The sequence below is a fragment of the Paenibacillus andongensis genome (assembly GCF_025369935.1).
Classification (GTDB): domain Bacteria; phylum Bacillota; class Bacilli; order Paenibacillales; family NBRC-103111; genus Paenibacillus_E; species Paenibacillus_E andongensis.
Map to the genome: position 1 here is coordinate 7034068 of NZ_CP104467.1, position 12505 is coordinate 7046572.

General features: G+C 49.6%; 7 protein-coding genes. 4 read left to right on the plus strand and 3 right to left on the minus strand.

Annotated features, from left to right (window positions below):
• Nucleotides 1-457 precede the first annotated feature (457 nt).
• From NYR53_RS31360 to NYR53_RS31375, 4 genes are read left to right on the plus strand one after another with little or no spacing between them, the layout of a single operon-like run.
• Complete coding sequence (locus tag NYR53_RS31360) at nucleotides 458-1729, plus strand: amidohydrolase family protein (RefSeq protein ID WP_261302945.1); 1272 nt, start codon at nucleotides 458-460, stop codon at nucleotides 1727-1729.
• Nucleotides 1729-3321 (plus strand): PucR family transcriptional regulator, encoded by a 1593-nt coding sequence (locus NYR53_RS31365; protein WP_261302946.1) that lies wholly within the window; start codon nucleotides 1729-1731, stop codon nucleotides 3319-3321. Before NYR53_RS31360 ends, NYR53_RS31365 begins: the two co-directional genes overlap by 1 nt.
• A gap of 35 nt (nucleotides 3322-3356) precedes the next feature.
• A complete protein-coding gene (locus NYR53_RS31370) occupies nucleotides 3357-4520 on the plus strand; it encodes an amidohydrolase family protein (protein WP_261302947.1) in 1164 nt (387 codons plus the stop codon).
• Between the two features lie 28 nt (nucleotides 4521-4548).
• The gene (locus NYR53_RS31375) at nucleotides 4549-5622 is read left to right on the plus strand and encodes an ABC transporter substrate-binding protein (RefSeq protein ID WP_261302948.1); all 1074 of its coding nucleotides are present in this window, start codon (nucleotides 4549-4551) and stop codon (nucleotides 5620-5622) included.
• A 93-nt stretch (nucleotides 5623-5715) separates the two neighbouring features.
• On the opposite strand, the gene NYR53_RS31380 is transcribed toward NYR53_RS31375, so the two are convergent.
• The 3 genes from NYR53_RS31380 to uca all read right to left on the minus strand — a co-directional run bounded on the left by NYR53_RS31380 (nucleotide 5716) and on the right by uca (nucleotide 12505).
• Nucleotides 5716-6645 carry a nucleoside hydrolase gene (locus NYR53_RS31380; RefSeq protein ID WP_261302949.1) on the minus strand — a complete coding sequence of 310 codons (930 nt, stop codon included), beginning with the start codon at nucleotides 6643-6645 and terminating at the stop codon, nucleotides 5716-5718.
• 388 nt (nucleotides 6646-7033) lie between these two features.
• Nucleotides 7034-8866, minus strand: a complete 1833-nt coding sequence (gene atzF, locus NYR53_RS31385) for an allophanate hydrolase (protein ID WP_261302950.1) — start codon at nucleotides 8864-8866, stop codon at nucleotides 7034-7036.
• Nucleotides 8867-8884: 18 nt separating this feature from the next.
• Complete coding sequence (uca, locus tag NYR53_RS31390) at nucleotides 8885-12505, minus strand: urea carboxylase (RefSeq protein ID WP_261302951.1); 3621 nt, start codon at nucleotides 12503-12505, stop codon at nucleotides 8885-8887.

A 12505-nucleotide genomic window follows, 5' to 3' on the forward strand; every position in this document is an offset into this window, starting at 1 on the left:
TGGAATCCTTCTTAAGGAGTTCCCCTCCGTGTTAGAAGCCGACATAGCTGTGGGTAAGTCCACCTGTGGATATGTGCATAAATTGTCCGATTTATTATACACAGCCTGCTCTGTGGACATGTTGATACTGTGTGTAACTTTGTGGATAAGTCTAATAAGATCAGTATGGAGTCGTAAAAAGAGGGACAAAGAACAGAGGTCAGAAAGCAGGTCGAAGGTGAAGGTGGGAAGAAGCAAAATTTCCGTGGTGAGAGCTCTTTTAAATCGATGAAAAGAGGGATGGTATGTGAGTTATTCATACATTAGTTTTACAAAATCACAATTTCAGGATCTATTTTATTAAAATACACAATTATCCCGACATTAAATTGACTCATTTTACATGACAGACCTATAATTCACTTAACAAAAACAATTTAACGTTAGATTAATTGACATAATCACGAGGTGAAGTGGCATGGAGCCCGATTTGATCATCCAACGTTTCTCTAATCCTCATTTCAGCACATTCATGGATGTCGGCATTAAAGAGGGAAGGATTGTTTGCCTTAACGAGCATCGACCTGACTCCCTTAGCGGAGGAAATATCATAGAAGCCCATGGACGCGTACTGCTCCCCGGATTCATAGAACCGCATATCCACTTGGATAAAGCTTATCTTTTGAATCAAATGAAAGAAGAAGCTCTCACGGTACAGCAAGCCATGGCATCGACCTTGGAGCTTAAACGGACGTTCACGAAAGAAGATATCGAGTCTCGTTCTGTACAAGTGATTCGACAAGCGATTGCTCACGGCGTTACACACATGCGTTGTCATGTAGAAATTGACCCTATTGTCAAACTCATCGGCCTCGAAGTCATGTTGGAGCTGAAAAAACGCTACCACAATGCCCTTACCTTACAGATTGTGGCCTTTCCTCAAGAAGGTATCATTAAGCAGTCAGGTACAGAAGAACTTCTGAGGACAGCCTTACAGCTAGGAGCAGATGTGGTTGGCGGCATTACGTATCAAGATCCGAATCTCGAAGAGCATCTAAGCATTATTTTCAAACTAGCCCGCATCTTCAATAAACCTCTGGATTTGCACGTAGATTTCTCCGATGACCCGCAGATGCTGGCGATTCTCACGATCATTCAAATGACGCACGAGCACGGCATGCAGGGGCGCGTCAGCGTCGGACACCTCACATCCCTAGGGTCCCTCCCTTACGAACAAGCCAAAGAAATTTGCAAGTCAATCGCAGATGCCGGTATTCATGTCATGTGTTTGCCGGCGACGGATCTCTATTTGAACGGTCGTGGTGATGATCATCGCCCCCGCCGGGGCTTAACTCCTGTCTCCTTACTATTAGAGCAAGGCGTTAATGTCATTTTCGGAAGCAACAATATTCAAAATCCTTTCACCCCCTTTGGCACCGCCGATCCTCTGGATACCGGACTACTTCTCGCCCAAACCGCCTATATGGGTTCCAAGCAGGATGTGGTCACGATTGCCGAAATGGCAACAACTCGCGCCGCACAAGCTCTTCAGATTGATCATTACGGGTTACAAGTTGGCGCATATGCAGATCTTGTATTATGTGACGCATTTGACCTTCGGAGTGTTGTCTACGAACGAGCCCCGAGGCTGTACGTATGGAAGAAAGGCAAGCTGGTCGCTTCCACCATGAAGCAAACAACCTTTTACCATGAGAATGTGGCTCTTGATGAAAGAAAGGTGGGGTCCTGATGCATCTGACTGTTGAAGAAGCGCTAACGATTTACCCGTTATCTCATGCGAAGCTGGTGGCTGGACAGAAAGGCGTATCCCGTATTTTAAGATCCGTCAATGTGATGGATGCTCCCGATGCCGGCGATTGGGTCAAGTCCGGTGAGATGCTGTTCACCACCGCCTTCGCCATGAAAGACCACCTGGAAGTAGCTTTAACACTATTACGCATGTTAGACGAACGTGGCGGCGCAGGCCTCGGCATCAAGGTAGGCCGCTACTGGTCTCAAATTCCACAGGAATTATTCGATGAAGCGAATCGATTAGATATCCCCATTCTTGAGCTGCCGTATGAATTCACCTTTTCCGATCAGATGGACGCCCTCTTCAACGCCGAACACACCAAAACGACCAAAAAACTACAAACCATTCTGGAAAAACAAAAGCAGCTCATGCAGTTTGCACTGCGACATAAGGAATCGTCGGATATTTTCCATATGATTTCGGGGATTTTGGGGCAGCCCATTGCCGTGTTCGGGCACAGTGGAAATGTCCTATTTCATAATACCTCGTGGGCGGAAGATATCCTGCTGCATCAGTGGCCATGGCACAAAAACGCGCAATGGGAAGGCTTCGGAGATACGCGATGTTTTCGCATTCCTTTGATGGACCCTCAAGGCTGCACGGGCTTTTTCAAAGTGTATCTAAATTCTCCGCTCACGCTCAAGGAAGAAGAAGCCTTATTTCACCAAGCGGCCGAAATATTAACGTATCATCTTGGTTTGGATATTCAAAAGGGCAAAGACCCTTCTCGACAGCATGCGCTTAGCCAGGTTTTTACGGACTTCTTCGGGAGAGAGCTCTCCTTTCATGATTTTATGAAAAGCTGCAAGAGCTATCACCTAAGCGTGCTTTCCACCACTTATCAGTGTGTGTTCACAACGGTCTCACCTGAGCATCCGAATGCCAAAAGACTGTTGAATGAAGTGCGTCAGGAGCTCATTTATCATCCCATGATGCAGCATTATGAGTCTGAGCATCTCTATATCGCTGATGGATTGTTTTCGATCTTCGCCTTACCGGAGGAGCGGTTGTTCCATAAGAAAGAATTTATCGCCGCCCTTACAACCTGCCTATCTAGTCTGACAACAAGAACTTCCGCTTCGGGCTTGAATTGCTGGGTTAGTCGAGCCAAAGCTCATCCGGAGCTGGTGTACGACGCTTATAACGAGTGTTTGGAAACTAGCCGCGTGGCCCACAGGCTGCGCATGAACCAAATCGTTTTGCATCATGAATCTATCGAGCTTTTCTCGTTGTTCCAGCACCTTTCTGAGGAAGCGATGCGCAGCTACTACAATTACGTCCTAGAGCCCATTTACGGCAATAACAAACATATTGATCAAGAGCTGGCTTTAACGCTCGAGGTGTACCTCGAATATGACGGTTCCATCAATGAAACGAGCCGACTTTTATTCATTCATCGCAATACAGTTTCTTATCGACTTGAGAAAATTGCTGACATCTTGCAAATGGATTTCAAAAAAATGAGTGACGTACTGCGCTTAAAGTTGGCCTTTCTTTTCCGTAACTATTTACAAACTAGCAAGCATTAGCAGCATTGGAAACTAGGATGAAAGGAGCAGTATTCATGGGACAGTGGTTAAGTAACGTTCATGTTAACGGAGGTCTACACGACATCTATTTAGACCAAGGCGTCATTGCCCAAATCGTTCCTCGGACGAGTGATCGGGAGAGGGTGACTTGGGATGCACAAGGGATGCTGATGCTGCCTACTTTTAAAGATTATCATGTGCATTTGGACAAAGCATTCCCGGATCGAGAGTGGGTTTCACGAGGAAAGGTCGGTTCGTTATTTGAGCAGTTTCAAATGGAAAAAGACCTGTTAGCGCCTATGAAAAGCGGGCAAATGGAGCGTGCAAGAACGATTCTACAACAAATGTTAGACTTCGGAACCACACGTCTTCGCGTCCACGTCGACATCGATCTCGAGATTGGACTGACGCATTTGGAGATGGTTCGAGGGCTGCAAGAGGAGTTCAAAAGCACACTGGACATCGAAATCGTCGCTTTCCCTCAGCAAGGATTAATTCGCTCACAGTCGGTTAGCCTTATCCAGCAAGCACTCCAAGAAGGAGCATCTATCGTTGGGGGTGTTGACCCTGCAGGCGTTGACCGGGATATAGAAGCCTGCTTGAGCGCCATATTCGATCTAAGTGTGGTCCATGACGCGGAGGTCGATATTCACTTGCACGATCCAGGGCATCTGGGTTTGTTCACCTTAGAGCGCATTATGGACTACACCGAGCAAAGTGGTAAAAGCGGTAAAGTCACTGTCAGCCACGCCTATTGCCTAGGCCAAGTGTCAGAAGCTGAATCCTTGGCTATAGCTAGGCGGCTAGGAACGTTGGACATTGCTATTGTCACTAGCGTTCCCATTGACTCAGCTATGCCTCGCGTAACGCAATTAACCACACAAGGTGTAAGAGTCTACATCGGCTCCGACCATACCGGCTTGGACGCTTGGACACCCTTCGGATTTACCGATCAGCTTGCTAGAGGCCGTAGAATGGCGGACATTAACCGTTGGAATGACGATGAGCGACTGCGATCTGTTTATCCTTACTTAGGTTCCACCGCAGCTGCTTTCCAGATAGGCGACACTGCAGATTTCATATTGCTTGATGCAATAAATGCTGAGCATGCGGTCGCTGCCGCCCCTCCACGTGAGATCGTCAGCGTTCGAAGCGTGCCTGTTGCAGGGAGACAACTGCAGCGCGCTTGGAAGATGTAGAAAAATAAAAAGGACTGGGGAGATTCCAATGAAATTACTGGGGACAACAAAGGCTAGCACGGCCGCTATTGCGATGATCATCCTTCTCACAGCTTGCGGAACGAGCAATACAGCAACAACAGGTACAGCTGGTTCAACATCGACATCAACAGCCAAATCAACAGCAGCAACAGGCGGAAATACTCCCACAGAAAGCACCAAGACCACTAAGCAACCGGATAAAGTCACCCAGGCAATGAGCTGGTTCGCACAACCAGAAATGGGCGGACACTACGCCGCGCAAGTCGCCCATTTTTATGAGAAAGCAGACCTTGACGTCACACTGCAACAAGGCGGACCACAAGTATCCAACATTCAGCTAGTCGCATCAGGTAAGGTACAATTCGCCATGGCTAACGCCGACGAAGTCGTACTCGCGCGCAAAGAAGGCATCCCAGTTAAAGTGATCTACGCAAACTTGCAGACAAATCCGCAAAACCTAATCTACCACAAAGACTCCGGTATTAAGAAGATCGAAGACTTGAACGGGCGCAAAGTGTACACAGCTGTAGGCTTTCCCTTCTGGCAATACATCAGCTACAAATATAAACTCGATAAAGTCCAAGTTCAAAATTATACCGGCTCCCTCGCTGGCTTTAGCGCAGATAAAGACTCCATCACGCAAGGCTTTGCCACCAATGAACCCTACGTCCTGAAAAAGCAAGGCGTTGACGTCGCTTGGTTCCTCAATGCCGACCTTGGCTACAACCCCTACGGCAACGTCGTCATCGCAACCGATGACTTCATTAAAAAGAATCCAGATTTGATCAAAAGATACTTAAAAGCAACAACCGAGGGCTGGGACTACTATTATGCTCATGCCGATGAAGTGAATAATACGCTTAACGGAGTAAACAAGGATTACGACGTGGATCACTTGAAAGATGCTCAAGCCGTTGCGAAAGATTACATTTTCGGCGGTGATGCCAAAGCCCATGGTGTTGGCTACATGTCTGAGGATCGTTGGAAAACACTAGTAAGCCAGATGAAAGAAGCCGGCATGATTAAGGATGACATCCCGATTAAGGATTTATATACGAATGAGTTTTTGATGGCTAAGTAGCGCGAGGGGAAGCGTACTTTTTCCGTTCGGGAACTGAAAACTTATATGTGGTAAAAAAGAAAAAGGATAATCAAGCCCTTATGGAGCTATCGATTATCCTTTTTTATCTGTCATATCAGTCATGAAATTCCAATAAAACTGCCTGTAGTCCAAATCTAGTGCGATCCTAATCGCATTTGGCTGGGTGGTGGCGTTTAGTCGAAAATCGGCAATGCTTTGCCCCTTCGCGATTCCTTCTTGGGTAACAACATGAACCGCTCTACTCATCCACTGGAACATATGTCGATTAACAAGAGCCATCATGGGAAGTAAGTCATGCACAGGGGCACCTTGCAATTGGGGGATGGAAGTTATATAAAAATCGTAATATACATCAAAAATTGGTTTGAAAAGGGGCGCTTTCCCTGCCCGATCGATTGAATCACTCATAGTTTGCGTCACAATGGCCTTATGGGTCACATTTAACGGAAACAGCGAGATAGGCCCGCCATTCCTCATGATAAGATCTGCTGCAACGGGGTCGCCAGCAAAATTTGCTTCAGCCACTGGCGTAACGTTACCGGGAACAAGAAAGGCACCACCCATGATATGATATCCCTTCACCTTTTCCATCAATTTCCCATACAGCATACTTGTCATTGCAAGAGAAGTTAGTCTCCCGGTATCGACAATGATAAGTTCGCCAGCATATCGTTCAAGGATCGATTTCACGATTCCAAAATTTTGCCCCTCCGATGCGAAAGGTGGAACTATTGAACCGAGCCCATGCGTCCCGTGGGCTTTGGAACTATAAGTCGGAGTTTCACCCGTCATCGGCCGTTCCGCCCCTTTAATGACAGGCACATCTTTCAGTCCCAATAAACGGAGAAGAAAGTGTGCATTCTTAACAGCATCCTCGACTGGTACATTGCCGTAGCTGCAAACAATTCCGACTATATTGATTGTCTTCGTAAAGCTAGCGTACATCAGAGCGACGGCGTCATCAACCCCCATATCGGAGAAAAACAATACGTTATTTACCATTGCATCCTCCTTACGATAAATAACTCCTTTCTATGCTTATGAATGCGATTGATACAACATGCGATAAACAACAGAGCGGCCCCGGATCATACACACTCCACAGAGGTGATGAATAAATCCCTATTCTCGGATGAATGATGTTGTAAAAAATGCAACAATTGCCGCCTAGATTCCCCGCTTTGTAAGTAATATTCAGTTTGCAAAAGAACCTTCAAAAACCACTTTAATGGTTGGTTTGAAGGTTCTTTTGCACATTGTATGGGATTCATTCATTCGGGTTTACTCTGTTGGGAAGCCCCTTCTTTCATTTAACTAAAACACGTTTCGTCGGCTTGCGCCTCTCCAAGTTGGGGCAAAAACTTATCAGCAGGCAGGCGCCGCTCACTTCTTACAAAGCCACCACTTTGCGCCATGTGCGCAAAGCCGTTACATCTTCCGCGCCTGCGGCCGCGTAAGCTTCGCAAACGAAGCCCGGGACTTCCGTACCGTCCCGGAGCTCAACCTTCCCGATCCCCAGCGGAGCTGGGATCGCAGCCGCAAAGCCGCCGAATGCCTCCAGCGGCATCTCCCAAACCTCCAGCAGGATGGCTGCGCCGCCCTGCTGCTGCTTCACAAGCCCCGGCTTCGCCGGCGTGGTCGGCAGCTTCACCAGGCTGTACTTCGCTGCGGTCTCATCCTCCCGGATGAACCGCGCTCCACAGCCTAGCATTTGCTTCTCCAGCGGGTAGCCACGCATGTGTAAGCCGCAGACCGCAACCAGCGTCGTCGGCGCCGCTGCCACGGCAACCTCATCCGCCGCCGAGTCCGTCAGACGCGGCGCACTAGCTCCAGCAGCCGATTCCAGTTCGGCGTCCACAGCCCCCGCCACGAACTGCTCGGCTGCGCCGCAGATCAAGCTCTCCTCTTCAGCGAGTGCGAAGAACGTGATGCCAAAAGGCGTCTGCGGCGCCGCATCACCCGCCGGCACAGCAACCCCGCACAAATCAAGCAGATTGCAATGATTCGTGTAGCGACCCATATCCCGATTCGTGGCTATAGGATCAGCAAGCACTTGCCCGCGCGTCCATGTCCCCCCGCAGGTAGGCATGACAAGTACGGCATTCTTCAGCAGTTTGCGAGCTTCCAGCTTGAACTGCTGCAGCTTATGCATCGCGTGGAACACGGATGCCGCATCGTACTCGGCAGCGGAGCCTGAACGAAGAATCTTTTCCGTGACGGGGTAAGCGATGCCTGGATTTGCTTCAATGAAGCTGCCCAAAGCCGCCCATCTTTCCGCCACCCACGGGCCCTCATACAGAATCGCTGCCGCTTCGGCGAACAACGTAACATCGATATATTCAACAGGGATGTTCAAATTGACACTTAATCCCTTTAATTTTTCAACAGCAGCATCCCACGCAGCGCGGTACTCCGAAGCATACGGACCATAAAAGCCAAACTCACCTTCCGGCAGAAAAACTTTGGCCGGAAGCTTAGTGGCTTCCCTTGTTACACTGCGTGACCAAGGGTCATCCGCGTGAAGCCCGCGCACTACGCCGTCTACGACGAGCGCGTCATCCAAGCTGTGCGCAAAGACGGTTACACAGTCTAAACTCGCACAGGCAGGCACTACCCCTTTGGTTGGCCAAGCGCCGAGACTCGGCTTATAGCCAACCAATCGGTTGAGTGCAGCAGGCACGCGGCCCGAGCCTGCCGTGTCCGTGCCAAGCGAGAACGCCGCTTGGCCACGAGCTACCGAGACGGCTGAGCCGGAGCTCGAGCCGCCGCTAATCAGTTCCGGGCGAAGCGCGTTATGCGCGTCACCGTAAGGACTTCTCGCGCCGACAAGCCCCGTCGCGAATTGGTCCAAGTTCGTCTTGCCGACCGGAATCGCTCCTGCGGCAATTAATCTCTCCACGACGCCCGCATGCTCCGTCGGCGTATACGCATACTCCGCGCAGCCAGCAGTCGTCGGCACACCAGCCAGATCAATGTTATCCTTGATCGCAAAAGGAATTCCCCAAAGCGGCGCATCAGCCATAGAAAGAGATTTTAATCCATCCAAGTAAGGCTGAATGACATCCATCGTTGGCGGTGTAATCCAAATATTCATTGCAGCATCATCTGAAGAGCGCTGCACAATGGCCGCGATCACTTCCCGAGGAGTCAATTCTTGTTTCTCATACTTATCCCGAAGCCAAGCGATAGTTAATTCCTTAGCTACTCCAATACTTTCAGTCATTTTCAGACACCTCTCTCCTTAAGCAGATTGTGCAATACCGAGAATCAACTGACCTGCATGAACTTGATCCCCAGGCTTCACCCCAATCATCGAAACATATCCATCACATGGCGCATGCTGCGGGAACTCCATTTTCATACTTTCAAGAATAGCCAGTTGATCACCCTTCTTCACTTGTTCACCTGGAGATACAAGCACTTTCCACACACTACCCGGCATAATTCCGCGTACAGCAACAGTCCCTGCCGGCAGTTCATCCTCCGGTCCTTCATTCACAGTCTCCTGTTCGGATACGTACTCCGCCAATCCCTTCGCCTTCCAGCTCTCCCGCTCTTCTTTAAAAGCAATTTGCTGCTGCTTACGGAACGTTTCCGCACTCTCTTCGATGGAGCTTAGGAATTGCAAATATTCACCTAGATCGAATGTCGTCTCTTGAATATCCGCTTCATATCTGCCTCTCGGGAAATCTTCACGTAGTTGAAGCAATTCCTCAGCGCTGACCTCGTAGAATTGGATTTGATCAAAGAACCTTAACAACCATGGTTTACCTGCCTTGAAGCTTTCCGTTGAACGCAATCGATTCCACATTTGAATCGTACGACCTACGAATTGATAACCGCCCGGACCTTCCATCCCATACACACACATGTAGGCACCGCCGATACCAACGGCATTCTCCGGTGTCCACGTTCGTGCCGGGTTATATTTCGTTGTGACTAAGCGATGACGCGGGTCGATAGGCGTGGCTACAGGAGCCCCCAAATACACGTCACCTAGTCCGAGTACCAGATAATTAGCGTCATAAACAATCTTTTTAACATCATCAATTGTCTCTAAACCATTAATGCGTTGAATGAATTCCAGGTTGCTCGGGCACCAAGGCGCATCTGGACGCACCCCTTGTTGGTAGCGCTGAATCGCCAGCTGCGTCGCCGGATCATCCCAAGAAAGCGGCAAACGAACAATACGAGATGGCACGCGGAACTCTTCCAAAGGAGGCAGCGCTGCATCAATTTCAACAATTTTCTTACACGCTTCAATCACCGTAATTCGTGATGGATCAATGTGAATTTGCAACGAGCGAATCCCTGGCGTTAAATCCAGCACCGGAATCGAGCCGCTCTCCACAATCGCTTGCATCAAAGCCTGCACTTGGAAGCGCAGCAGCAAATCCAGCTCAAGCTCGCCATACTCAACGAGTAGGTTTTGATCACCGCAGCAGCGGATCGTAATTGGAAATCTGCGATTAGCTGTTTCATGAAAAAGACGTGGATATTCCGGCGTAATCTCTTCATTAAAAGCTGGCAGCTGGACTTGCACCAGCCGTCCGAAATCTCCCTCACCAATCGCACGCAAATTACTTTCCTGTAGATCGCGCAGGGCTTCTGCTTCTGGAAGTGTCAGCAAGTGGAAACGGATGGTATCACCCGGATGAAGCTGACCCAGCTTCCAAAACTCAGCCGACGCCGTCGTCACCGGACATACGAAACCACCAAGACTCGGGCCATCCGGTCCAAGAAGAATAGGCATATCCCCCGTCAAATCCAGCGTACCTACAGCGTAGGCATTATCGTGAATATTGGATGGATGAAGCCCCGCTTCCCCGCCATCTTCACGCGTCCACAGCGGAGCAGGTCCTTTCAAACGAACCCCCGTCCTCGAGGAGTTAAAATGAACCTCCCAACTCGTTTCCGTCAATTGATCCAAGTATTCCGCATGTAAAAATTCACCTGTACAATGAGGTCCAGGGATCACACCGATCGTCCACTCTCGCGTCATCACCGGACGATGATTCAGAGCAAGCTCAGCAGCCTCTTGAACTGGACTTCCGCCTTCATTCACTCCCAGTACATCTCCCGTACGCAGCGCTCGACCGCCATGACCACCGAAGCCGCCCAGCGTAAACGTGGATGAGCTGCCGAGAATTTTCGGCATATCCAAGCCGCCGCTGATAAGAAGATACGTACGCATTCCTTCCTTAGCCTCGCCGAAACTCAGCACTTGACCGCGAGCCGCAAACACCGGCTTATACGTCACAATAGCCATTCCATCCAGCTCAGCTTGCATATCCGCACCTGTGACGCAGAACCACATGTCGCTGCGGAACTTATAAGAGCCTCCGTGCAGCGTCATTTCCAATCCGCAGGCATCGTCAGCGTTGCCAAGCAGCTTGTTACCGATGCGGAACGATAGCGGATCCATCGGTCCGCAAGGGGGCACACCCACGTCCCAGTGGCGGATGCGGCCAGGGAAGTCCTGAACGGTGGTTTGGATTCCGCCGTCTACAACTTCTAAAGCCCGTTCCACGGGCTCGAACGTATTCAACAATTGCGTGAAGACGTTCCCGTCTACGCAATCTTTCTCTTGAAGAAGAGCCTGCAAATACTGCAGATTCGTTGTAATTCCATACATGCGCGTTTCCGCCAGCGCTTCGATCAATTTACGAATAGCGTCCAAACGGTCTGTACCGTGGACGATAATTTTAGCCAGCATCGGATCGTAAAGGGTTGTGACAGTAAGACCATCCCGAACCCACGTTTCATTCCTTGCTTTATCAGAAAATACCGCACGATCTAACTGCCCCGCACTCGGACGGAACTGCTGAAGGCAGTCCTCCGCATAAATCCGCGCTTGAATGCTGTGCCCTACCGGCTTACGGATAAGAGATTGAATATTTGTAAGCTCATTAGCCGCTTCAAGCACCATCCACTCGACTAGGTCAATACCCAGCACTTCTTCCGTCACACCGTGCTCAACCTGTAGTCTGGTGTTCACCTCAAGGAAGTAAAACTCACACGTCTCCGGATCATAAAGATATTCCACGGTCCCTGCACTGCGATAGCCCACTTCAGCAGCAAGACGCTTCGCCGAGTCGAACATCGCCTCACGCACTTCATCCGATAGATTCGGAGCCGGACTCTCTTCAATGACCTTCTGGTTACGACGCTGAATGGAACAATCTCGCTCACCCAGCGTAACGACTTCACCGAAGTCATTTCCGAAAATCTGCACCTCAACGTGACGCGCTCTCGCGATATATTTTTCGAGAAACATGCCGCCGTTTTTGAAATTCGTCTCTGCCAAATGGCGGACGCCATCATAAGCAGCTCTCAGTGTTGCTTCATCTGCGCAGACGCGCATCCCAATGCCGCCGCCGCCTGCTGTGCTTTTAAGAATAACAGGGTAACCAATCCGCGCAGCTTCAACTAGCGCCTCATCCAGTTCTGTAATCAGCGGTGTTCCCGGCAGCATGGGTACGCCCGCTCTTTCAGCGATTTCCCGCGCAGAATGCTTGAGACCAAACATTTCCATTTGCTCTGGCGCAGGTCCAATGAACACGATGCCATTCTCACGGCAAGCACGAGCGAAATCGGCATTTTCACTCAGGAAGCCATAACCGGGATGAATCGCCTGCGCACCGGTTTCCAGCGCTGTTTTCAAAATCAACTCTGTATTCAAATAGCTTTCCTTCGCCGACCCTTCACCGATCAGAACAGCTTCATCTGCCCCATCCACATGTAAACTGTCTTGATCTGCCCCTGTATATACAGCAACAGACGCAACCCCGAGCTTGCGCAAAGTACGCTCAATGCGTACAGCGATAGCGCCCCGATTAGCAATCAGCACTTTAGTAAACAT